Genomic DNA, 21256 nt, shown 5'->3' with positions numbered 1-21256 from the left:
TGATCAGTCGTCATCAGTCGTGCAGCCCGCATTCGGTCTTGCCGCGCCCGGCCCAGCGGCCGGCCCGTGCGTCCTCGCCCTCCAGCACCCGGCGGGTACAGGGAGCACAGCCCACGGAGGCGTAACCGTCCATCAACAGCGGGTTGGTGAGCACCCCGTGCTCGGCGACATACGCGTCGACGTCGTCCTGCGTCCAGCGGGCGATCGGCGAGACCTTGACCTTCCGCCGCTTCTCGTCCCAGCCGACCACCGGCGTCTTCGCCCGGGTGGGGGAGTCGTCGCGGCGCAGCCCGGTGGCCCAGGCCGTGTACGAGGTCAGTCCCTCTTCGAGGGGCCTGACCTTGCGCAGCTCGCAGCAGAGGTCCGGGTCGCGGTCGTGCAGCTTCGCCCCGTACTCGGCGTCCTGCTCGGCCACGCTCTGGCGCGGCGTCAGCGTGATGACGTTGACGTCCATCACCGCCTCCACCGCGTCACGCGTGCCGATCGTCTCGGGGAAGTGGTAACCCGTGTCGAGGAAGACCACATCCACCCCGGGCAGGATCCGTGAGGCGAGGTGGGTGACGACCGCGTCCTCCATCGACGACGTCACGCAGAACCGCTTGCCGAACGTCGCGGTCGCCCACTCCAGGACCTCCTGCGCGGAGGCGTCCTCCAGCTCCCGGCCCGCACGCACGGCCAGCTCCTGCGGACCGGTCATTCGCCGGCCCCCTGGGGCACGCTCTGCATGATGTGGCCGAGAAGTCCCATGAAGGACAGAGTGACGGGCATCCTGCAGGACAGGCATTCCCATTTCACGCGGTTTTCTCCGGACGGCACCAGAATTCCCTCACTGCAGTACTGGCAGGTGAATGTCCTTGTGTGCTCAGTCACGAGTTCTCCTGATGCGAAGAGAATCTGTGCCCTGTCCCGTGCTGCATGCTGTGTCAATTGCGATACGGCGAACAACGGGTGAGCGGGCGGAGTGCCGGGATTCAGCCGGTCCGTCGAATGTGGCCACACTAGCAACGGCCGCATACATGACGCTGACATACCGCTGACCGCAGAAGAATCCCCACTTGGCGGCCGGTTCCGGGAAAGTGGAATGGTGGAATCTGCATCATGTCAGTGCTGAGTCAGCGGCTTCTGCGATAGTACCGGTGAATCATTCACTGACCAGTTGAGCGGCTGCCCCGTACGCGTATGGAATGCGCGGCGCACCGCATTCTGGGATCGCCTCGGCTGTCGGCACGGTAATCAGTCGTGTCCGCGGCCGTCGGGGCGTTCGAAAGACCGAGGAGAGAGGCACTTACGGAATGAGAGTTCCCCGAATACGCCCACGGGGGTTCACGCGACGCGCGCTCGTGTGTGTCATGGCCGTGGGCGTGACAACCAGCCTGCTCACCGCGGCGGGCCGGCCCGCCCAGTCCGCGGACGATTCCCGGGGCCGGACGGTGACCGAGTCGACGTCCCGATTCACCGCGTCCAACGGAACGACGTACACGGCGACCAATCACCTGCTGCCCACGGCCAAGGGCAAGGGCCGCGAGTGGCTCCTCGCCTGGGCTGGGCCGGCGGACACGACGGCGCCGGACTTCCTCACCGTGATCGACGCGACGCCCGGCTCACCCAGCTACGGCGACGTCGTCAACACGGTCACGATGGGGCCGGGCAAGGGCAACGAGCCGCACCACATGCAGTACGTGTGGCACAAGGGCGACCGGCTGTACGCCGGAGGCATCCTCTCCGACACGACGTTCGTCTTCGACACCAAGGCGCTGCCCGCCCTGAGCGTCGTGGGCGTCAACACTTCCACCGACACCCCGTGCGGCACGCTTCCCGACGCCTACCAGGTGCTCGAGGACGGCACCGCGTACGGCACGTACATGGGCGGGCCGAACGTCACCGGCCCCTGTACGTACACCAACGGCGAGGTGCGGGAGGGCAACGGAGCGGCGGGATCGCCCGGTGAGATCGTCCACATCGGCAAGGACGGCAAGACGCTCGCCGAGATCCCCGCGGCCGTCAAGGGCGGCGAGGACCCGGTGCAGTGCGGCAACGTGCCCGACGATGACCGAGGCGAGCTGTGCGAACCCGCACGGCATCGCGGTGCGTGAGGACCTCGGCATCATGGTGGCGAGCGACTTCGTGGAAGCCCGCAACTTCGTGAAGCCCGACGTCGAGCTGCGTGAGGACCTGGCGCGGCAGACCGTACGGGTCTTCGACATCAGCGACCGCAGCGATCCCGAACTGCGTTCCGTCACGAAGGTGCCCGACGGGCCCAGGGCCGCTCAGGAGAAGGACCCCATCTTCGGTGAGTCCCGCGTGCTCATGGAGACCGCGCTCACCAACAAGCCGGGCCACAAGGGTGCCTTCGTCTCGTCCATGACGGGTGGAGCGGTCTTCTACACACCGGACATCACGGTGCCGGAGCCGAAGTGGAAGGAAGTGCTCGACGACACCACGGCGTACAAGACCTTCCACCCGGACGGTTCGCTCACCGGTGGCGGCGACAACTCCAGCTGGCTGGCGGTCAGTCCGGACGACCGCTACCTGTTCCACACCGTCATGGGTTCGTCGAAGCCGTACGGAGAGCCCCTGGACCGGACGACCGGCATGGTCTACGTGCTGGACATCCAGAAGCTCCTCGCCGGCGGCACGGCGACGAAGTGCAGCATCGACGAGCTCAGTGAGGTCTACGACGGCGGCAAGGAGTCGGACTGTCCCGCACTCGTCGGCACGGTGCCCATCCGGGACACCACCGACGGCGGCCCGCACTGGGGCGCGATGGACAACTTCGAGAGGACCTACGACGGCACCTACCGCGAGGCCACCAGGGTCAAGCGGGTGGCAACGGCCAACTACTTCCTGGCCGGGGCGTTCGGCGGCGACGGTGACCACCGGGTGTGCATGTTCAACCTCGGCGGCACCGCCGGCATCGCGATGGACACCAGGTTCCGCGACGAGGTGACCGGAGCCCCCTGTGTGAGCTTCAACAGGAAGTCCTGGCCGCACGGCGACTTCGGTGAGGCACGACCGCACGGTGTGCTCTTCGTGGTGAGTGACGGCGTCCTGCGGTGACGACTGCCAGCTCGCTCCAGCTGCCCGTGGCGGGCCCCCTTCGCCACGGGCAGCTGGGACTGTCCATGCGAGCCGCCGAAACCATCCCGCTGGGGGCACTGCTGCTGGCGGCCGGCGCGGCCGTGGTCGTACTGCTCCTCCGGTACGGATGGCTGCGGCGGCGCTCGACCGTCATCGGCGTGACCGCCGCGGTCGTGGCAGGTGTGGTCCTGCTGGGGATGACCGTGACCGGGAACGACGACCGGGCGCAGACGGCCACGACGCCGGGTGTGCCGCTGGTGCAGCAGGTGGAACTGAGCGGCAAGCAGGTGCCGGTCGTGGTCGTGCCCAACCGGCCCGGCTTCAACCTCGTGGGAATCGGCGAGGCCCAGGCCTCGGCCGGGCTCAGCCCCGACGCACTCGCGGCGGGCACCCTGCGGCCGGGATCCAGCCGGTCATGGGTCGGCGTGGAGCTGCCGGAGGGCGCCAGCACGCTGTACGTGTCGGCCGGGGCCCGCAACGGGTCCCTGAAGGTCGACACCGGCAGCGCGGGCGGACCGGCCGCGGCGCTGCGCGGCGCCGACGGCCCCGAATGTGCCGGCGCCGCGGTCGGAGCGGTACTCGCGGGGCGCGACGAGCCCCTGGAGGCGTGCCCGGCGGACCGGCTCACGGCACAGGACGCCTCCGCGCTCCGCGCGATCGTGCACTTCCTGGCGGAGCGGGGAGAGCCCGCGATCGCCCTGGTGGAGGACGGATCAGCACGGAGCCGGTCGGCCGCCGCACAGGTACGGGCGGCTGCCGCCCGGAAGAAGATGAAGGTGACGGCCCCCGGTAAGGCCCGTCGCCCCGTGGTCATCGTGTCGGGCTGGGCCGGGGCGGAAACGGTCCTGCGCGCGGTCGACGACGCGGGAATGGTCGCACGGGGCACCTACCTGGCGCCCTGGCTGCTCTCACCGGATCTGCTCACCTCCAGCGCGGGACAGGTCGTCGCGCTGCGGTACGCGCCGCGGGACGCCGCACCGAACGCCTATCTCTCCGCGCTGTCCCGGCGCCTTCCGGGAGAGCTGCCCAGCGCCGCCGGATACGAGGCGTGGGCGGCCGAGCGAGGAGAGGAACCCGGGTCGCCGGTCCGGCTGTTCGCCGCGTCCGAGGTGAACGTGCCGGGCATGCCGGCGCACGAGCACAAGGGCGCGGAGTGGCTGCCGGGCGGAATGATCATTCCCGTCTCGGCTCCGCTCAGGCTGTGATCACGCGGAAACGGTCCGGACGGCGGCCGTCTCGCCCGTCGCCCGGGCCATCTCCGCTGCCCGGTTCACCCCACCCATTCGCAGAGAGGCACCGAGGATGACGGACAGAGCGGACGGCGCGCCGTCGGCGCGTGTGAGGCCGGCGGCAACCCGCACCGAGGGCCAGTGGGCGTACGGACAACGTGAACCCCTGAACTCCAACGAGGAGATCAAGAAGGACGAGGACCCGCTGCGGGTGCGGGAGCGGATCGAGGAGGTGTACGCGCACCGCGGATTCGCCACCATCGACCCGGCCGACCTGCGGTCCCGCTTCCGTTGGTGGGGGCTCTACACGCAGCGCCGGCCCGGCATCGAAGGAGGCCGCACCGCAGCGCTGCAGCCGGAGGAGCTGGAGGACGAGTTCTTCATGCTCCGGGTGCGGATCGACGGCGGGCGCCTCGACCTCGCCCAGCTGCGCGTGATCGCCGGGATCTCCACCGAGTTCGCCAGCGACACCGCCGACATCACGGACCGCCAGAACATCCAGCTGCACTGGGTGCGCATCGAGGACATGCCCGAGATCTGGAGCCGCCTGGAGAAGGTCGGGCTCTCCACGACTGAGGCGTGCGGCGACTGTCCGCGCGTCGTCGTCGGCAGCCCCGTGGCCGGCATCGCCGAGGACGAGCTGATCGACGCCACCCCGGCCATCGAGGAGATCACGGCCCGGTTCGTCGGCGACCCGCAACTGTCGAACCTGCCGCGGAAGTTCAAGTCCGCCGTCACCTGGCTGGCGGACGTCCCGTACGAGATCAACGACCTGGCCTTCCTGGGCGCGGTGCACCCCGAACACGGACCCGGCTTCGACATCCGGGTCGGCGGCGGCCTGTCCACCGCCCCGATGCTCGCGCAGCGTCTCGGGGCGTGGGTACCGCTGGACCGGGTGCCCGAGGTGTGGGAGGGCGTGACCCGGCTCTTCCGGGACTACGGCTACCGGCGGCTGCGCAACCGCGCCCGGCTCAAGTACCTGGTGGCCGACTGGGGCGTCGAGCGGTTCCGCGCCGTACTGGAGGACGAGTACCTGCACCACCGTCTCGAGGACGGGCCGCCGCCGGTGCTGCCCGACCGGCCCATCGACCACATCGGCGTCCACCGCCAGCGCGACGGCCGCTACTACGTCGGCGCCGCTCCGGTGGTGGGCCGGACGTCCGGCACCATGCTGGCGGCCCTGGCGGACGTCGCGCGGGCTCACGGCTCCACGCGCATCCGCCTGACGCCGCACCAGAAGCTGCTGGTCCTCGACGTGGCGCAGCCGCAGCCGCTGGTCCGTGCGCTGCGCGGCCTCGGGCTGGAGGCCGAGCCCTCCGGGTGGCGGCGCAACACGATGGCCTGTACCGGCATCGAGTACTGCAAGCTCGCGATCGTCGACACGAAGCAGCGGGCGGCCACCGTCATCACCGAACTGGAACAGCGCCTGCGCGACCAGCACATCGACATCAGCATCAATGTGAACGGCTGCCCCAACGCCTGTGCCCGCACCCAGATCGCGGACATCGGCCTCAAGGGACAGGTGATGAACGGACCGGACGGAAGCCAGGTCGACGGCTTCCAGGTCCACCTCGGGGGCTCGCTCGCCCTGTCCCGCGACAGCGACGGGCGGGTGGGCAGGAAACTCCGCGGCCTGAAGGTCACGGCGGACGAACTGCCGGACTACATCGAGCGGCTGGCCCTGCGCTATCTGGCCGGCCGGTCCGACGCGGACGAGTCGTTCGCGCACTGGGCCGACAGCGCTCCCGAGGAAGAGCTCAGATGACGTCACCGGGTGCGCTGTCCGCTCCCGTCGCCGGAATCGGCGCAGTTACTTCTGTGAGGAAGGAACGATCCATGCACATCGCCCTGCTGGGCCCCCTGGAGATCATCGACGACGACAACGTGCGATTCAGACTGCCCGGCGAGAAGCTGCGGGCGATCGTCGCGGTCCTGGCCCTGTCCCCGGGGAAGGTCGTGTCGAGGGACGAACTCATCGACGAACTGTGGGAGGAGCACCCTCCGCGGGACGCCGTCAACTCCCTCCAGGGGCACATCGCCAGGCTGCGCCGCCTGCTGGTGACCCGTATCGGACAGGAGAGTCTCCGGGGACTCGTCCAGACGACCCCGGCCGGCTACAGCCTTCAGGTGCCCGGGACCCACGTCGACGCGCTGCGCTTCACGGCGCTCGTCGAAGGAGCGGCCCCGCTGCTGGAACGCGACCCGGAATCGGCGCTCGCCACGCTGGACAGCGCACTGGCGCTCTGGCGCGGCCCCGCGCTCTACGACACCGGGCAGGGGCTCATCTGCCGCATGGCGTATGCCCATCTGGAGGAGACGCGGCTCATCGCCCAGGAGCGGCGGATCGACTCGCAGCTCGATCTCGGCATGCATCAGGTCGCCATACCGGAGCTGGAGCGGCTGCACATGCGTCACCCGCTGCGTGAGCACTTCTGCCGCCAGCTGATGACCGCGCTGTTCCGTTCGGGCCGGCAGTGCGAGGCCATCAACGCCTACAGCCGGACCCGGCAGCGGCTGGTCCGCGACCTGGGACTGGAACCCGGTGCCCAGCTGCGGGACACGTTCGACGAGATCCTGTCCCAGGCCTGACGCGGAAGCGGGCGTGCAGCTCAGCCGGCGGTGAGGACGAGCACCGCGTTCTGTCCGCCGAACCCGAAAGAGTTGCTCACCCCCGCTCCGGCGGGTACCTCGCGCGCGACCTTCGCCACCAGATCGATGTCCACGGCCGGGTCGGGACTCTGCAGATTCGCCGTCGGAGGCACCAGCCGGTGCTCCACCGACAGGGCGGTGACCGCCGCCTCGATGGCGCCGGCGGCGCCCAGTGAATGCCCCACCACGCCCTTGACGGAGGTGACCGCGGGACGGTCGCCGAGGACCCGGCTGATCAGCCGGGCCTCGGTGATGTCGTTGAGCGGCGTGGACGTGCCGTGCGCGTTGACGTGGGCGATGTCCGCCGCTTCCAGCCCGGCGTCCCTCAGTGCCGTCCGCAGGGCCAGCTCCGCCCCCCTTCCCTCGGGATCGGGGGCGGTGGCGTGATGGGCGTCGGCCGATGCCCCGTACCCGCTGACCATGGCGTGGATGCGGCCGCCACGGGCCCGTACGTCGGCGGGCCGCTCCAGCACCAGGACGGCCGCACCCTCGGCGGGCACGAAGCCGTCCCGGTCCACGTCGAAGGGGCGGGAGGCGTCGCCCGGGGCGTCCGTACGGGAGGAGAGCGCCCCCATCTGGCTGAACCCCGAGACGATGGACGGCACCAGACAGGCCTCCGTACCGCCGGTGATGACGACGTCGCACATACCGGAGCGCAGCAGTTCACGGGCTGTTCCGACGGCCGTGGTGCCCGAGGCGCAGGCCGTCGCGGTGACGAAGTTGGGTCCCCGCGCGCCGCACTCCATGGCCACGTACCCGGCGGCCATGTTCACGGCGAGCATCGGGATGAGCATCGGTGACACCTGGTTGAAGCCCCGCTCCAGCAGGACGTCGTGCTGCTTCTCCCAGGTGGCGGCGCCGCCGATGCCGCTGCCCAGCACCACGCCGACCCGTGCACCGTCCCAGGTCGCGGTGTCCAGCCCGGAGTCGGCCAGCGCCTCGGCCGCGGCGGCCAGCGCGAACTGGCTGCTGCGGTCGAGCCGCAACGCCTTGCGCCGCCCGAGGGACGCTGCCGCGTCGAAGTCGGGCACCGCGCAGCCGAAGTCCGCCCGGGTGCCGGCCAGGGCGGGCACCCGGACGGCGGCCGTGCTGTTGCCCTGGCAGATTCGGTTCCACGACGCCGAGGTGCCGATACCGGCCGCGGTCACCATGCCTATCCCGGTGACCGCGGCGTCGAAAGGAGGCCTGGTGTCGGCCATCAGCCGGTCACTCCCATGGAGTCCGCCAGCTTCCGCTCGACCATGGCCGCGGCTTCGGCGACCGTGGCGTCGAGCTCCAGGTCGTCGTCCTCGATGGGGGTGTCGAACTCCTGCTGCGCGGCCAGGCCCAGCTCGACCAGGGCCAGCGAGTCGACCTCCAGCGCGCGGAACGTCACGGTCGGGGATATCTCTTCCGCCTCCAGGCCGCAGACGCGGACGAGCAGGGTCACCAGGCGGTCGTAGGTGTCACTCATGAGGGGTTTCTCCTTCGGGTTCACGTGGTCGGTGTGCAGTCCCGGCGAGGTCCGCAGGGGTGGCGCCGGATCGTCAGACCGGCTCGACTTCGGGCCAGCGCAGAGTGCAGGCACCCCACGTCAGACCACCGCCGAACGCGGTGAGCAGGAGCCGGTGGCCGGGCCGGACGGTGCCGCCCGCGACCGCGTCGGCCAGGGCCAGCGGAACGGACGCGGCAGAGGTGTTGCCGACGCGGTCCAGATGGATGGCGCAGCGTTCACGGTCCAGCACGAGCTGGTCGGCGAGCGCGTGCATGATGCGCAGGTTGGCCTGGTGGGAGACGACCCGGTCGACGTCGCCCACCGCCCAGCCGGACCCGGCGAGTGCACGGCGCGAGGACTCCGCCATGCACTCCACGGCCCGGCGGAAGACGGCCCGGCCCGCCATGCGGAAGTACGGGTCGGCCTCGTGCGCGGTCGCGGCGCGGAACGGGTCGCGGGAGCCGCCCGACGGGATACGGATGAGGTCCTCGTCCGACCCGTCGCTGCCCAGCTGCACCGCACCGAGCGCGCCGGGCTCGTGCCGCTGCCCGGCCCGCAGGACCGCGGCCCCCGCTCCGTCGCCGAAGATCGCCCGGGTGGACCGGTCCGCGGGATCCAGAATGCGGGAGAACGTGTCGGCACCGATGACCAGGACCCGGTCGGCGGTCCCGGCCGCGATCAGTCCGGCCGCGGTGGCGAGGGCGTACAGGAAACCCGTGCACACCGCGGCCACGTCGAACGCGGGCACCCGGCCCAGGCCCAGCCGCGCCGTCACGCCCGGCGCGGTGGCGGGGCACAGCCGGTCCGGCGTGGCGGTGGCGAGGATCACGGCATCGACGGAGCCGATCTGCGCGGACTTCAGCGCGCGGGCCCCCGCCTCCACAGCGAGATCCGACGTGGCCATGGACGCGTCGGCGACATGGCGTTGCCCGATACCCGTACGGCTGCGGATCCAGGCGTCGGACGTGTCGAGCTCCTCGGCCAGTTCGTCGTTCGTCACGCACCGGGGCGGCAGCCACGAGCCCAGACCGCACAGCACGGCGGAGCGGCTCACAGGGCACCCGCCCGGCCTGCCGGAACGCTCCGGGCCGTGTCGTCCGCCCGCCGGACGGCTGTCACAGGGCTTCCTCCAGCCCCATGTACACCATCCGTGTGCGCTGCATGCGTGCGGACCACTCGTGTGCGGTCTCCGCGCGCTCCTGAGCGGTGGTGTCCACCAGCCTGCGGCCCGGCCAGATCTCGTAGTCGCCGACCAGACCGGCGTGCTGTTCGAGCCCCTGCTGGAAGAGCTCCTCGCGGCGCAGGACCAGTTCGTTCGACGGCAGCTTCTCCCAGAGGGCGTACCCCTCCTGGATCAGCTCCAGGATCCGGGGCTTCTCCTCGGGGTGCGCCAGCAGGTACTCGCGGGCGATGGAGCTGCCGACGGTCAGATGACGGATCTCGTCGATCCCGGCACCGCGTTCCACCTCGGAGGCCCCGGGGTCGAGGATGCGCCACTTGCGCTCGCTGAGCTCGGCCGAGGGCGCCAGCACCCCTTCGACGAGCACCGTCAGGATGACGACGCCGCCGATGAAGTCCTGCTGGTCGCGCAGGGCGCGCAGGCCGAACTCCCTCCAGCGGCACGAGGATCCGCCTGCTGTCGTCGCCGGCCAGCCGCTCGATCGAGGTCCACAGGTCGGCCGCCCCGATGCCCAGCTCCAGCAGATGGCTGCGGAAGACCATGGCATGCCGGGCCTCGTCCAGCAGTTGCGTCGCGTAGAACTCAAGCGAGGGGTTGTCGGGTGCGAGCGCCACCAGGTACGAGATGGCGCGTGTGGCCTTCTCCTCCGCGATGGAGCGGAAGGCCAGCTCCTGTGTGAGGGCGCTGTTGAGCGGGCCGGGCTCGGACACGACGGAAAGCGGCCGGGAGTCCTCGGCGTGCCCGAGCACCTGGCCCCGCAGCGTTCCCTGGGGCACGGAGCGCAGCCAGTACTGCAGATCGCAGGTCTCGGCCGTGAGCTGGAGTTCCATCGCGCCGTCGACGAGTGACGGTGCGCTCTCCCAGTCGGCCTCGGACGGAACGGTGTTGGGGTCGGTCATTGGTCCCTCTCCGAATCGGATGTGTCGTGGGTGAAGGGGCCGGAGTAGAGCTTCCCGGCCAGCCCCACGAGCGGGGTGGCGTTGCGGTGGGCCGAGCCGGTCACTCCGGCGAAGACCACCCGGTGGTCACCGACCCGCACCGTGCGGGTGACCCGGCACTCCAGCCAGGCCACCGCGTCGTGCAGCAGCGGAATGCCCTGCGAGCTGAGCCCCTCCCAGCTGGCGTCGGGCAGCTGCGATGTCCCGCTGCTCCGTTCGCGGGAGGCGAAGTGGCGTGCCACATCGGACTGGTGGCCGGCGAGGGTGTTGACCACGAAGTGGGAGACGGTCAGCAGGGCGTGGAGCCCCCGGCTGCCCTCCCGCAGCGCCACCGACACCACCGGGGGCTTGAGCGAGGCGACGGCGAGCGTGCTGACGGTGACGCCCTCCACCGTCTCCGGGCCGCCGCAGGTCAGGACCGAGACGCCGGTGGCCATCCGGTGCGTCGCCTCCCGTACCTCTCCGGGCAGGCCGGCCCGGAGCGTCCCGGCCTGCTGGTCGGTCACTGTCTCGATCACGTCGCCTCCGCACCCCGGACCGCTGCCGCGGTGCTCCGCCCGGCCCCTTCGACCTCGTCCCTGAGACGCAGGTACGAGGGGTGCGGCACGGGCTCGAAGGGCAGCGCGAACGGCTTGAGGAAGTTCCCGAACAGCGAGCGGTCGCCGAAGAGGTGGATCGGCAGGGCCAGCAGGGCCCACTCGGCACCGGCCAGCCAGATCCACGCCAGGGTCACCAGGCCCTGCGTCACCAGGCTGTGCATGACGTTGTAGAGGACGTAGTAGACCTGCGAGATCTTCTTCGACCGGCTGCGGTGGAAGGCGATGGCCCCCGGGATGTAACCGATGAGGTCGATGTAGACGAACAGCGCCACGAACGGCAGCCAGCGGATCTCGTCCAGGTGTGTGAAGAAGAGGACCGAGGCGACGACGAGCCCCAGCGCGTACTCGGCCCGGACGAGCCGGTACGTCGTCCGCGTCTCGAAGAGGTTCTTGGCGTCCATCAGTTCCTCCCCGCTCCCGGAGCGGCCTGCGCGAGGCTCTGTTCGAGGGCGCGGGCGACGGACGGGTCGCCGATCACCTCGGCGGACGGGAACAGCCCGCGTACGACTCGGGCGATGGTCTCCTTGAAGACCCTCTCGGCGACCGGGTCGAGGATGCCGGCCAGGCTGGGAATGCCGAAGTCGAACTCCGTGTCGAAGCTGATCCGGCAGCCGGCCCCGTCGGGGACGACGGCCCATGTGCCGGAGAACGACTCGAAGTCACCGTCCACCTGGGCGAAGGAGATGGTGAGGGCCGCCGGATCGATCAGGTCGCTCTCCGTCCAACGGAGCACTCCGTTGCGGAAGTAGACCTCCCAGTCGCTGATCTCCGCGCTGTCGCCGCCGCCCCGCACGGTCACCGACCGGACGACGTCGACGAGTTCGGGGTAGCGGGCGAAGTCCCGCACCCGCTTGAAGGCGGTCCCCGTGTCCGCGTCCGGTACGCCGAGGGTCACATGAGCACTACGCATGGGGTGAATCGCCTTCCGTCTGGTCCGAGTAGGAGGGGGCCCGCAGGCGGCAGGCGCGATCGAATGCCTCGTAGAGGAAATCCGTCTCGGCCCGGTTCAGGACCGCGGGCGGGGTGAGGCGGAGCACGAAGTCGGAATTGAGCGAGTGGTTGGCGACGACGCCCTGCTCGACCAGTTCGATCAGCAGGTCGCCCGCCACTCCCGGCCGGTCGAACTCGAAGCCCAGCAGCAGGCCCCGGCCCCGTACCTCGCGAAGGATCCCGCCGAAGTGGGACCGGGCGATCTCCGTCAGCCGGGGGAGGAGTTCCTCGCCGAGCACGCGGGAGCGTTCGACGAGATCGTCCTCGTGGAGCGCGGCCAGGGCGCCCCGGGCGGCGGCCATCGCGAGCGGAGCGCCGGAGAAGGTGGAGGTGTGCAGATACGGATCGCGGTCGAAGACCGAGAACGCGTCCGGCGTCGCCACGACGGCGGAGACCGGCACCACGCCGCCGCTGAGCCCCTTGCCGACCAGCAGAGCGTCCGGGGTGACCCCCGCCCTGTCGGCGCCCCACCACGTACCGAGCCGGCCGAGTCCCGTCTGGACCTCGTCCAGGACGAAGAAGGCGCCGTAGCTGCGGCACAGCTCCTGCACCCGGGGCAGGTAGTCGTCGGGCGGGATGACGACGCCCGCTTCGCCCTGCACGGGTTCGACGATCACGCAGGCCTCGCCGGGCATGCCGGACAGGAGTTTCTCCAGAGCCTCGGTCTCGCCGTACGGCACGTGGTCCACACCGGGAAGCAGCGGGCGGAACGGCTCCTGGAACACGCTGCGGCCGGTCAGGCTCAGCGCCCCCATGGTCTTGCCGTGATAGCCGTTGACGGTCGACACCAGCCGCCGGTGACCGCGGGTCCGCGCCATCTTGATCGCCGTCTCCACCGCCTCCGCGCCGGAGCCCGCGAAGTGCACGCGCTCCAGGCCGGGTGGTGCGACGGCGACCAGGGCGTCGGCCGCCAGGGCTGCCTGGGGCTCCAGGAACACCCGGGTGGCGACGGGGTGCCGGTGCAACTGCTCCGACACGTGACGTATCACCGTGGGGTGGCAGGCGCCCATCAACAGGACGCCGTAGCCGCCGCAGTTGAGGAACCGTCTTCCCTCGGATGTGTACACCCAGGCGCCCTGGGACCGGGTCTCGATGTGACCGCCGAACATCTCGCCCAGCGTCGCGCGCCCCCGGTTCAGGCGCCGGCGGTACAGCTCTCCCAGCTCCTCGCGGCCCGGTGACAGGCCGTCCTGCGTGCTCTTCCCGGTGGAGGACATGGCCATCGGACTCCTCAGACGATCTTCAGCGGCCGGCCGGCCATGTGGTCGAGGAACGGCTCGGTGAAACTGGCCCTCGACGGCGGATGGAAGGAAAGGCCGTGCGAGGCGGACGCCAGGTACGCGACCTCCGACGAACCGACGAACGCCATCCCGCCGAGCAGCTCCACGGCCTGCCCCGTACAGGCCGCGAGGGCGTCCTGGGCGGCGTAGCGGGCCACCAGGGTCTTGGCCAGGGACTCGTTGCCGGTCTCCCCGGCCACGATCATCCGGGCCATGCTCTCCAGCAGGAGGGTGGCGCTCTCCAGCCCGCACATCAGCCGCGCCCGGTCGGAGTCGCTGCCCCGTCCGCGCTGCACGACCCGCTCGACCAGCGAGCTGACCATGCCGAGGTACGAGGCCGAGATGAGGAGCTCGAACCAGATGAAGCCGACCGTCTGCAGGGCGTCCATGCGGCCCGCGTCGGTCTTCTCCGTCCGCATCAGCTGCTGCTCGCTGATGAGGACGTCCTTGAGACGCAGTTCGTCGCTCTCCGCCCCCGCCAGGGCGAAGCTCCCCCAGAAGGGGTGGACGGTCAGGCCCGGCGCGTCCTTGGGGACGAGCAGGACGGCCATGTCCTGCTCGTCCGTACCGTCCGCGGCCGGCAGCGAGACGCTGGCGGTGAGCAGGTCCATGGAACGCGAGAGGCTGCACGGCTTCTTGGAGCCGTTGATCAGATAGCCGCCCTCGGCCCGGGTCGCCTGCATGTTCGGGGAGAGGATTCCCTGCCCCGGGCGTCCCTCGGAGAATCCGGAGGCAACCAGCAGGTTCTGTTCTGCGATGCCTTCCAGGAGGGCCCATTCCGCACCGCTGCTCTGCAGGCTTTCGGCCAGGGTGAACAGGGTGGCCACCGAGAAGTGGTGCATCGTGGTCGCGACGGCCAGTGAGGGAGCGGCCGCGCCTAGGGCCCGGGTGACGGCCAGTGCGTCCAGCGGTCCCGCGCCCGCTCCGGCGTAGGTCTTCGGAATGACGAGCCCGGGGCCACCGTGGCCGCGGAAGATCTCGATCGAGGGGTTGTCCGGCGATTCCAGTTCGTCCAGCGGGATCTCGGCCAGACGGTCCAGCAGGCCCGGCAGATAGCCCTCGCAGATCTGGCGTGCGGCATCCAATGAACGCATGAGGATTCTCTCGTGTAGGCGGCTGATGGAATTCAGCGGTTCCGGGACTGCCTGGCCTGCCAGGCGCCGAACACGGCCTCCCTGGGGCGGGACCCGAGGCTCACGCTGAGCCCTTGGAGGTGCGAGGTCCGCAGGATGGGGTAGTTGGCCTCACCGAAGACACCGCCGGTCAGCCCGGTACCGCCGTGCGTGGGCAGGAAGGGGAGGAACCCGATGTGGGAGTCGTTCACCTTGAGGAGCCCGCCCTTGTTGATCCGGGACACGAACGCGTCGACGACCGATGAGTCCTGTGCCCAGACGGAGTTGCGCAGTCCGTACGCGTTGGAGTTGACGTAGTCGACGAACCGGTCGAGCAGGACGTCGTCCGGCTCGGGGTCCGCGATCACCACGGGGAGCAGCGGGAAGAACGTCTCGCTGCGGACGGCCTGGATCTCCCGGGCACCGTCCATTCCCCGGACGACGACGACCGTCGGCTCCAGGAAGATCCCGGCCGGGTCCCTGGTCTCGTCGAGCTGCATGGCGTGCCCGCCGCAGGCGATCTCGGCGCCCTTCTCCACCGCGTCACGCAGACAGGCGAAGAACTTCTCGTTCCGGAGCACCGGGGTGAGCAGCACGTCCTCTTCCCAGGCGTGCCCCGGGCGTACGTGCCCCACCGCCCGGACGACGTGCTTGATCAGGTCTTCCGCCACATCGGGGTGCACGACCACCTGGTTGGGGATCATGCACAGCTGCCCGGAGCCGTAGAAGCTCTCCGTGAGCGCCTCGGCGGCCAGTTCGAGGTCGGCGTCCTTCCAGACCACGACGGTGTCGTTGCCGGCCAGTTCCAGAATGGGCTTCTTGCCTGCGGCGACGCACCGTTCCTCGAAGGGGAGGCCGTTCTCGCTGCTCCCGAAGTACATGATGTCGTTCACGTACGGGCTGTCCAGCCAGGCCGAGAGCATCGGCGCCGGGTCGCCGCACACGACGTTGAGCGTGCCCGGCGGTGCGCCGACCTCGTCGAGTGCGGGCACCACGACCTCGTGCAGGATGAACATGGCGCCGAGCGGCGCGCTGCGCGGGGCCCTCACCACGAGGGAGTTGCCCGCCATGAGGGACGTGACCCCGAGCAGTGAGCTGGAGAGCGGAGCGTTCTGCGGCGGGTTGAGACAGACCACGCCGTCCGGCAGCCGGCGCACGGACAGCTGCCTGTCGCGCTCCCGGAACTCCTGCAGCATCTGCGACCGGTAGAAGCCGAGCGACTGCGGGCCGAAGCAGTCGAGCATGCCCGACACCTGCCACCGGGCCAGTGCGAGTGGGTGGCCCTCCTGGACGAGGACGTCGACGATGTCCTCGGCCCGGTCGACTATCCGTGCGTGGATCAGCCGGCCGAGTCGTTCCAGCCGGGTCTCCAGGGGGAACGCGGCCCACAGGGGAGCGGCCGAGGCCGCTGCCTCCAGGGCCAGTTGGACGGTCTTCCGGTCTGCCTTGGCGATCTTCGCCACCACGCTCGGCGGGAGGCCGACAGGCTCCAGGAGGCCGCGTTCCAGCTTGCGCTTCAGGGTGAGACTGGCAAACGCGTCATCGAGCAGTGCATCCGCGTCGATGACGTATACCCAGTCCTCGCTGTCCCGGTCGGTGCCGTTGACGTAGGAGGAGAAGGTGCGCATCTGCCCCGGTCCCGCCGGCCTTCTGCCGGACTCCCGGAGTTTCGGAACGGTCTGATCGACGCTGGTCACGCGGGTCCCCGCCTTCCTGGTGAACGCTGGCGTACGGGGAGCGACTCTTGCGAAGCGGGCTGAGAATGTACGGAGAGGGCGCTGAGACCGTGTTCTCAGCACGCTTCATCCCGGCCCTGAAAGCCTCTGTCGACTCATGGGCAGGCGTTGGAGGGTGGGTGCGGTGAACCGATCACAGCGGCGGCGGAGCGAAACACCGGAGGCGGGTGGTCCGGATGAGTTCCTTGCCCGTCTGAACAGTCTCCGGGCGCACGGCGAGAACCCCAGTGCCTTCCTCGCGCTGAACGAGGGGAACCGGCACTTCACCGTTCCCGGCGTCGACGGGCTCATCTCCTACCGCCGTTCCGGGCGGTATCTGGTGCAGTTCGGCGGGGTGTTCGCCGCGGAGCGGGACCAGGACCGGCTGCTGAGCGGGTTCCGCGCCTTCGCGCGGTCCGAACGATGCCGGATCGTGGCCATACAGGTGCAGCGGGAGGACGTCGGACTCTATGCGGAGCACGGCTTCACCATCAATCAGGTCGGTGCGTCGTACTCCCTCGATCTCTCGTCGTTCAGCCTGCGGGGGACCAGGTTCGTGAAGCTGCGCAACAAGATCTCCCGGGCCAGGCGCAGCGGCCTGGAGGTCAGCGAGGCGCCCTGGGAGAGCTGCGCGAAGGAGCTGGAGGAGATCGACCGGCCGTGGTTGCGGTCGAAGGGCAGGCACGTCAAGGAGATCGAGTTCCTCGTCGGGCAGCTCGGCGGGCCCGCCCAGGAGCACCGGCGGCTCTTCCTCGGCCGTATCGACGGCGCACCGGTCGCCTACATCTCCTACAGCCCGGCCTTCGGGTCCCGCAGCGGTCAGCTGCATGACCTGAGCCGGCGGCTGCCGGACGCCCCGCCGGGGGTGATGGAAGCGGTCAACCTGCATGCCACGGAGCGCTTCATCGAAGAGAAGGCGCAGTGGCTGCACTTCGGCTTCACGCCGTTCACCGGGCTCGATCCGGAGCATGAGGTGCCGTCCGCCAGTCCGCTGACGGGGAAGTTCATGCGGCTGCTCGCCCAGCACGGGGCAGCGGTGTACCCGGCCGGCACCCAGCTGGCCTACAAGGAGAAATGGGGCCCGCAGCTCGTCCTTCCCGAGTACCTCGCCTTCGAACGCGGGGCCAGCCTCGGGGCGATCTGGCAGATCCTGCGTGTCACCAAGTCCGTATGAAAACAAGCTGCGTCGGGGCGGAACTCTTGGCACGGTGGGGCCGGACGGGCAGGCGTCGGTCTGCCGGCCCGGCAGCCGTGCGAGGGCCGGCGTACGTGACGGAGCGGAGGACCGAAGGTGGCATCGCATGCCGAACCGGTGGGAGAGGACCAGGACCCGCACTGCCTCCACGCGGACCGGGTGGCCCCGCTGCTGGCCGGCGCCCCGTGGCGGCGCCTTCTCGTGGTCGGCGACACGGACGCCACGGGCCGGGGAGAGCCGGTTCACGGATACCGCAGGGCCGGGTGGGCCGACCGGGTCGCCGAGGCGCTGCGTACGGTGCAGCCGTCCGCCGCCTACCTCAACCTCGGACATCGGGACCTCCCGGCATCGGCGGTCCGGGCTCGTCAGCTCAAGCCGGCTCTGGAATTCTGCGGGGACCTCGCCGTGGTGGCCGCGGGCGGCGACGACGCGTTCCGCGCCTCCTTCGACATCGACACCGTCGGGGCCGAACTCGGCCGGATCATCCGGCCGTTGCGGGACGCGGGCTGTGATGTCCTCACGGTGGGCTGGTTCGATGCGGCCGGGGCGGGGGCACCGCAGGCGAGGGGCGGCAAGGACGCCCCGAGCACCCGGCTGCGGCAGCTGGCCGAACGCACCCACGCCGTCTCGATGCAGCACGGCGGCATCCATGTGGACCTCGCCGGGCATCCCGCGGGCAAACGGCCCGGACTCCACGGCGCCGACGGCCGGCGGCTGACCATGCGGGGCCATGCGATCGTGGCCGCCGCCGTCGTTCGCGCGCTGGGGGCCCACCTCGGCTCGCTGAGGGAATGGGCCTGAGGTGCGTCAGGACTGGGCGAAGGTCTTGAAGATGTTGCGGAACTGGAGAAGCGTGGCCTCCAGCAGTTCGTCGCTGTTGTCCCGGTGAGCCATCGACATGGCGCTCTCGCAGCCGGCACCGTGGATCATCGAGGCCATCGCCGTGATCTCGCTGCGGGGGTGGTCCTTGCCGAGCGCCTGCGCGAGACCGTAGGCCATCATGCGCCGGCAGTCGGAACGGATCTCCCGCATGTCGGACCAGCCCAGCGCGCCCGGGGCGTCGATGAGGGTGATCCGCTGGACGCTGGGCTCCATCGATTCGACCAGGAACTCCCGCATGCCCTGGTACAGCCCTTCCCAGGGGTCGTCGTAGAACGTGTAGGTCTGGGCGATGGCGCTGGAAAGCCGGTGCTGCTCCGCCTCGTACACCGCGCGGAAGAGCTCGCGCTTGTTCTTGAAGTGGTGGTAGAGAGCGCCCTTGCTGGCACCCACCTCCTCGCAGATCGCGTCCAGGGACGTGGCTGTGTATCCGTCCCGGGCAAACAGTCTCCGGGCCGCGGCGAGCAGGTCGTTCGTCGTGGTCCGGGAGCGTTCTTCCTGAGTACGACGTGTGCGCTGATTGGCCATGGTCATCCGGATCGTCCGTGTACTGCGACATGTGTGATCCATCCACGATAGACGCGTCAGCCGCATACCGGAAGTACAGTGCCCCATCCACCAATCGACATACCGTCCGTTGGAATGTAACCTCCCAGGCGCAAGGTGCGACAACGCTGCGGGCGACCGCCCGGAGCCTGCCGAGTATTCCTCTGACCGGTCCGGTCAAGGAGGTCACCCACATGCAATCCACCGCTCCGCCCGTGACACACGTGGCGGCCACGCGATGGTCCCTCCTCCTGACACACCGGGACCGCATCCTGCGCCTCGCGCGGTCGCGGCTCGCCGATGCGCAGGAGGCGGAGGACTGCGTGCAGGAGGCACTCCTGCGCGCGGCGACCTTCCGGAATCTCGACGAGAACCGGATCGGGCCGTTCCTCACCACGGTGACCCTGCGCCTGTGCACCGACGTCCACCGCCGCGACGAACGCCACCGGCGCCTGCTGCGCGCGACCTGGATGCAACAGGCGGCGGGGCCGGAGGAGCAGATATGCGCCGCGCACGAGGAGGCGTGGGTGCTGCGTCAGGTGGAACGGCTGGCCGGGCGGGAGCAGGAGGTGATCCTCGCCCGGGTCAACGGGATCAGTACCCGGGAGTTCGCCAGCCGGCTCGGGATATCCGACAAGGCGGCGGAGAGCGCCTTCACCCGCGCCAGGGCCCGGCTGCGCCGCTGGTACGAGGAGAGCCTGACCGGCTGACGAACCGAACGGTCCTCAGGCCAGGGCCGCCGGCAGCATCCGGGCGACGTCATCGGCGGAGGCCGATTCCAGCGAAGCCAGCTGGTCGGCCACGGCCGCGGTGCCGCCGGCCGTGAGGAACTTCTCGCGCATCAGTTCCGTGAGGTTCCCCGCGTGGGCCGATCCCACGGCCCCGGCCGGCACATCGAGCTCCCTGGTCAGGGAGCGCCCGTCGGTGAGCGTCACCGTCACCCGGGCCGGGGTGGACTTCCGGCTGGAGCCGAAGTCCTTGCTCGGCGGTTCCAGCTCGCCGACCAGGTCCACGAGCCACTGGCCGTCGCCCTTCCAGCGGGCGCCGAACACCTTCAGCCAGTCGGCGGCCCGGGGCCCCGCCTGCCGCAGCGCCTCGCCGAACGGGACCTCGCAGTGGAAGAGGTCGTGGGTCATCGCCTCGTCCAGCTGGATCCGGACGCGATCGGCCACCGCCCACCGGTCGGCGTCGGCGAGCCGCTGCGGGGTGAAGTCCTCGGCGGTGAGATCGCCGGTCAGCAGCGCCGTGGACAGGAGGTACGGCAGGGCGAAGACCAGCGCGCTCACGGGGGAGTCCGGGCCGCGCAGATAGGCACCGGCCTGCCGGTTCACCAGCACCGTGTACAGCGAGGTGTCGACCGATATCTCCGCGATGTCCTGGGCACGCACCGTGCCGATCTCCCGGTGGAGCTCGAAGGCGCAGTCGATGGCCGAGTCCATCCCGGGCCCGCCGGGGTGCAGCTTGAACGAGGTGGTGAGGGTGTGCCATCGCTCGGACAGCCCCGCCGTCACGATCTCGGGAAGGGGGACCGTCGCGAACCGCGAGAGGAACCCTTCGGCGTGCTCCAGTATCTCCGGGCTGCCGCGGAACCCGGCCGCCGCCGCATCGCACGCGTCGAGCCCCACGGCGACCGGCGTGGACGAGCTGAAGACCTTCGCGTCGCCCCCCAGGAAGCCCACCGGGACGGTGCGCGGAGGCAGCCCGAGCCCCAGCCCCAGGGCGCTCACCCAACGGCCGGCGGTCGCGTCCTCGCCGCGCAGCCGCCCCGCGATGGCACCGGTGACATGGGTGTACGGAGCGCTCTGGCCGCGGAACGGCCCCAGCGTCGTGGCGGCCGTGATCCGGGCCGCGCACTCGTTGGCCACGACCACGGAGGTCAGCAGGCCGGCACCGTTCAGACCCTGCGCCCGCGCATACGCCATGGGGACGGCCACGGTCGAGTTCGACAGGTGGCCGGCAAAGGCGGTGTCGTCGAAGTGCAGCCAGGCACCGAGCCCGGCCAGGACGAACGCGGACCGCCGGGGGTCGTCCTGGAGCGGCTCCCCGAACGCCTGGATCATCCGGCGCCCCAGCGGGTGGGAGGCGCCGACGCGTATCGCCGCGCACTGGGAGAGGATCTGCAGCTTCGCGATCTCCACGACGTCCTGCGGAATATCGTCGAACCGCAGGCTGTGGGCCCATTCTGACAATTCCTCGGTGAGGGTCATCCCGTCTCCTTCATGACGCATTCGGCGGCCGGTCCGCCACTGAGGCTGCATGAGAGTTACGCGCGAGTGCCCGCCATCCCTCATGGAGCCGCCGGAAGAAACAGGATTCGTCTCTTCTGAGGGGGGCGGGGCCGTCACGCGTAAAGCATTCAGCCGCCGTTGCGGAAACGGCCCGGGCCGGACGC

General features: G+C 70.3%; 21 protein-coding genes. 8 read left to right on the top strand and 13 right to left on the bottom strand.

Going from position 1 to position 21256, the window contains the following annotated elements; genetic code table 11:
* Positions 1-13 precede the first annotated feature (13 nt).
* The gene (locus SH922_RS15485) at positions 14-697 is read right to left on the bottom strand and encodes a phosphoadenylyl-sulfate reductase (RefSeq protein WP_393058540.1); all 684 of its coding nucleotides are present in this window, start codon (positions 695-697) and stop codon (positions 14-16) included.
* 664 nt (positions 698-1361) lie between these two features.
* Here SH922_RS15485 and SH922_RS15480 point away from each other — a divergent pair.
* The 5 genes from SH922_RS15480 (at position 1362) to SH922_RS15460 (ending at position 6896) form a co-directional block, all read left to right on the top strand.
* A complete protein-coding gene (locus SH922_RS15480) occupies positions 1362-2093 on the top strand; it encodes a hypothetical protein (protein WP_393058539.1) in 732 nt (243 codons plus the stop codon).
* Positions 2047-3057 (top strand): hypothetical protein, encoded by a 1011-nt coding sequence (locus SH922_RS15475; protein WP_393058538.1) that lies wholly within the window; start codon positions 2047-2049, stop codon positions 3055-3057. The genes SH922_RS15480 and SH922_RS15475 overlap by 47 nt, the downstream gene beginning before the upstream one ends.
* Positions 3054-4283, top strand: coding sequence for a hypothetical protein (locus SH922_RS15470; RefSeq protein WP_393058537.1), 1230 nt, complete (start codon positions 3054-3056; stop codon positions 4281-4283). Before SH922_RS15475 ends, SH922_RS15470 begins: the two co-directional genes overlap by 4 nt.
* Before the next feature lie 97 nt (positions 4284-4380).
* A complete protein-coding gene (locus SH922_RS15465; protein WP_393058536.1) occupies positions 4381-6072 on the top strand; it encodes a nitrite/sulfite reductase in 1692 nt (563 codons plus the stop codon).
* A 71-nt stretch (positions 6073-6143) separates the two neighbouring features.
* Positions 6144-6896, top strand: coding sequence for a BTAD domain-containing putative transcriptional regulator (locus tag SH922_RS15460; protein ID WP_393058535.1), 753 nt, complete (start codon positions 6144-6146; stop codon positions 6894-6896).
* Positions 6897-6916: 20 nt separating this feature from the next.
* Here the strand turns inward: SH922_RS15460 and SH922_RS15455 are convergent, their stop codons facing one another.
* The 10 genes from SH922_RS15455 to SH922_RS15410 all read right to left on the bottom strand — a co-directional run bounded on the left by SH922_RS15455 (position 6917) and on the right by SH922_RS15410 (position 16157).
* Complete coding sequence (locus SH922_RS15455; RefSeq protein WP_393058534.1) at positions 6917-8155, bottom strand: beta-ketoacyl-[acyl-carrier-protein] synthase family protein; 1239 nt, start codon at positions 8153-8155, stop codon at positions 6917-6919.
* Positions 8155-8409 carry an acyl carrier protein gene (locus SH922_RS15450; protein WP_393058533.1) on the bottom strand — a complete coding sequence of 85 codons (255 nt, stop codon included), beginning with the start codon at positions 8407-8409 and terminating at the stop codon, positions 8155-8157. Before SH922_RS15450 ends, SH922_RS15455 begins: the two co-directional genes overlap by 1 nt.
* Before the next feature lie 73 nt (positions 8410-8482).
* The gene (locus tag SH922_RS15445; protein WP_393058532.1) at positions 8483-9484 is read right to left on the bottom strand and encodes a beta-ketoacyl-ACP synthase III; all 1002 of its coding nucleotides are present in this window, start codon (positions 9482-9484) and stop codon (positions 8483-8485) included.
* Positions 9485-9545: 61 nt separating this feature from the next.
* A complete protein-coding gene (locus SH922_RS15440; RefSeq protein WP_393058531.1) occupies positions 9546-10157 on the bottom strand; it encodes a hypothetical protein in 612 nt (203 codons plus the stop codon).
* 348 nt (positions 10158-10505) lie between these two features.
* Positions 10506-11066: a flavin reductase family protein gene (locus SH922_RS15435; protein WP_393058530.1), complete on the bottom strand. Its 561-nt coding sequence runs from the start codon at positions 11064-11066 to the stop codon at positions 10506-10508.
* Positions 11063-11548, bottom strand: coding sequence for a hypothetical protein (locus SH922_RS15430; RefSeq protein WP_393058529.1), 486 nt, complete (start codon positions 11546-11548; stop codon positions 11063-11065). The genes SH922_RS15435 and SH922_RS15430 overlap by 4 nt, the downstream gene beginning before the upstream one ends.
* Positions 11548-12057 (bottom strand): type II toxin-antitoxin system RatA family toxin, encoded by a 510-nt coding sequence (locus SH922_RS15425; RefSeq protein ID WP_393058528.1) that lies wholly within the window; start codon positions 12055-12057, stop codon positions 11548-11550. The genes SH922_RS15430 and SH922_RS15425 overlap by 1 nt, the downstream gene beginning before the upstream one ends.
* Positions 12050-13354, bottom strand: a complete 1305-nt coding sequence (locus SH922_RS15420) for an aspartate aminotransferase family protein (protein ID WP_393058527.1) — start codon at positions 13352-13354, stop codon at positions 12050-12052. The genes SH922_RS15425 and SH922_RS15420 overlap by 8 nt, the downstream gene beginning before the upstream one ends.
* A 14-nt stretch (positions 13355-13368) precedes the next feature.
* A complete protein-coding gene (locus tag SH922_RS15415; protein WP_393058526.1) occupies positions 13369-14511 on the bottom strand; it encodes an acyl-CoA dehydrogenase family protein in 1143 nt (380 codons plus the stop codon).
* A gap of 32 nt (positions 14512-14543) precedes the next feature.
* Positions 14544-16157 carry an aldehyde dehydrogenase family protein gene (locus tag SH922_RS15410; protein ID WP_393063579.1) on the bottom strand — a complete coding sequence of 538 codons (1614 nt, stop codon included), beginning with the start codon at positions 16155-16157 and terminating at the stop codon, positions 14544-14546.
* A 301-nt stretch (positions 16158-16458) separates the two neighbouring features.
* On the opposite strand from SH922_RS15410, the gene SH922_RS15405 reads away from it, so the two are divergent.
* Together SH922_RS15405 and SH922_RS15400 are read left to right on the top strand one after the other, a co-directional pair.
* Complete coding sequence (locus SH922_RS15405) at positions 16459-17418, top strand: bifunctional lysylphosphatidylglycerol flippase/synthetase MprF (RefSeq protein WP_393063578.1); 960 nt, start codon at positions 16459-16461, stop codon at positions 17416-17418.
* 117 nt (positions 17419-17535) lie between these two features.
* Complete coding sequence (locus SH922_RS15400; protein WP_393058525.1) at positions 17536-18240, top strand: SGNH/GDSL hydrolase family protein; 705 nt, start codon at positions 17536-17538, stop codon at positions 18238-18240.
* 6 nt (positions 18241-18246) lie between these two features.
* On the opposite strand, the gene SH922_RS15395 is transcribed toward SH922_RS15400, so the two are convergent.
* Entirely contained in the window at positions 18247-18852 is a 606-nt protein-coding gene (locus SH922_RS15395; RefSeq protein WP_393058524.1) for a TetR/AcrR family transcriptional regulator, read from the bottom strand.
* Positions 18853-19058: 206 nt separating this feature from the next.
* Here SH922_RS15395 and SH922_RS15390 point away from each other — a divergent pair, with 206 nt between their 5' ends.
* On the top strand, positions 19059-19574 hold the full coding sequence (locus SH922_RS15390) for an RNA polymerase sigma factor (protein ID WP_393058523.1): 516 nt from the start codon (positions 19059-19061) through the stop codon (positions 19572-19574).
* 15 nt (positions 19575-19589) lie between these two features.
* On the opposite strand, the gene SH922_RS15385 is transcribed toward SH922_RS15390, so the two are convergent.
* Entirely contained in the window at positions 19590-21071 is a 1482-nt protein-coding gene (locus SH922_RS15385; RefSeq protein WP_393058522.1) for an MmgE/PrpD family protein, read from the bottom strand.
* Positions 21072-21256: the final 185 nt, after the last annotated feature.

It is taken from the genome of Streptomyces sp. LN549, assembly GCF_043203805.1.
GTDB lineage: Bacteria > Actinomycetota > Actinomycetes > Streptomycetales > Streptomycetaceae > Streptomyces.
Note: the sequence above shows the minus strand (reverse complement) of the source record. Positions and strands in the feature narration are given on the sequence as shown.

What these genes read in the sequence shown, in the direction of transcription:
- SH922_RS15485 (WP_393058540.1), bottom strand. Translation starts at nt 697, where the DNA reads ATGACCGGTCCGCAGGAGCTGGCCGTGCGTGCGGGCCGGGAGCTGGAG.
- SH922_RS15460 (WP_393058535.1), top strand. Translation starts at nt 6,144, where the DNA reads ATGCACATCGCCCTGCTGGGCCCCCTGGAGATCATCGACGACGACAAC.
- SH922_RS15390 (WP_393058523.1), top strand. Translation starts at nt 19,059, where the DNA reads ATGCAATCCACCGCTCCGCCCGTGACACACGTGGCGGCCACGCGATGG.
- SH922_RS15420 (WP_393058527.1), bottom strand. Translation starts at nt 13,354, where the DNA reads ATGTCCTCCACCGGGAAGAGCACGCAGGACGGCCTGTCACCGGGCCGC.
- SH922_RS15410 (WP_393063579.1), bottom strand. Translation starts at nt 16,157, where the DNA reads ATGCGCACCTTCTCCTCCTACGTCAACGGCACCGACCGGGACAGCGAG.
- SH922_RS15475 (WP_393058538.1), top strand. Translation starts at nt 2,047, where the DNA reads ATGACCGAGGCGAGCTGTGCGAACCCGCACGGCATCGCGGTGCGTGAG.
- SH922_RS15430 (WP_393058529.1), bottom strand. Translation starts at nt 11,548, where the DNA reads ATGGACGCCAAGAACCTCTTCGAGACGCGGACGACGTACCGGCTCGTC.
- SH922_RS15465 (WP_393058536.1), top strand. Translation starts at nt 4,381, where the DNA reads ATGACGGACAGAGCGGACGGCGCGCCGTCGGCGCGTGTGAGGCCGGCG.
- SH922_RS15440 (WP_393058531.1), bottom strand. Translation starts at nt 10,157, where the DNA reads ATGCCATGGTCTTCCGCAGCCATCTGCTGGAGCTGGGCATCGGGGCGG.
- SH922_RS15395 (WP_393058524.1), bottom strand. Translation starts at nt 18,852, where the DNA reads ATGACCATGGCCAATCAGCGCACACGTCGTACTCAGGAAGAACGCTCC.
- SH922_RS15415 (WP_393058526.1), bottom strand. Translation starts at nt 14,511, where the DNA reads ATGCGTTCATTGGATGCCGCACGCCAGATCTGCGAGGGCTATCTGCCG.
- SH922_RS15385 (WP_393058522.1), bottom strand. Translation starts at nt 21,071, where the DNA reads ATGACCCTCACCGAGGAATTGTCAGAATGGGCCCACAGCCTGCGGTTC.
- SH922_RS15425 (WP_393058528.1), bottom strand. Translation starts at nt 12,057, where the DNA reads ATGCGTAGTGCTCATGTGACCCTCGGCGTACCGGACGCGGACACGGGG.
- SH922_RS15450 (WP_393058533.1), bottom strand. Translation starts at nt 8,409, where the DNA reads ATGAGTGACACCTACGACCGCCTGGTGACCCTGCTCGTCCGCGTCTGC.
- SH922_RS15455 (WP_393058534.1), bottom strand. Translation starts at nt 8,155, where the DNA reads ATGGCCGACACCAGGCCTCCTTTCGACGCCGCGGTCACCGGGATAGGC.